Source organism: Synechococcus sp. CCY 0621, from assembly GCF_019038465.1.
GTDB lineage: Bacteria > Cyanobacteriota > Cyanobacteriia > PCC-6307 > Cyanobiaceae > Cyanobium.
Genome location: NZ_JAFKRH010000095.1, coordinates 1 through 551 on the forward strand (window position 1 = coordinate 1; position 551 = coordinate 551).

At 66.6% G+C, this 551-nt stretch carries 1 protein-coding gene; it reads left to right on the forward strand.

Annotated elements, in window-relative coordinates; all coding sequences use genetic code 11:
- A partial coding sequence (locus KUG43_RS16775; protein WP_216910968.1) for a hypothetical protein occupies positions 1-370 on the forward strand: 370 nt, incomplete at its 5' end.
- Between the last annotated feature and the right edge of the window lie 181 nt (positions 371-551).

The window sequence follows — 551 nt, forward strand, 5'->3', positions numbered from 1 at the left end:
CAATTGGAACTGGGTGTCCTCAGGTGCCGTCTTCGGCACCACCACCACACAAGGACAACAAGCCCAGCAGCAGTTCATGGTCGATGCCAACGGCACGCCTATCACCAGCGCGCCCCAGAACGCCAGCACCGATAGGGTCGACCCCATCATCGGCGGCGGCACCAGCCTCGCTCCGGTCGCAGTCGACGACTTCGGCGAACTCCTGCCCGCAGATCCGACCTTCACCACCACGCCGTTCCTGGCCCTGGGTGAGCTGTCCTCCCTTGGCCAGTCCAACCCCACGGACCTGCTGGCATCGCCGTTCCCATCCGCCGGCTCGGCCTCCTCGCCGACCACCCCCTGGCTGCTCGCCACCCAGCCCCTGCTGTGACACGGTGCCCACGCGCCGGCGTTTCACGGCCCACAGAGACAGAAGAGTCGAACAGACCTCAACACCCCATCAAGCCACCAGCCCCAGCGCCTGCTCCAGGCCAGCGAGCACCACATCGGCCGTGATCTTGATCCTGTAGCGGCAGGCCTGGGTTTCGCTGCAGGCGAAGGTGCCGTGCTCC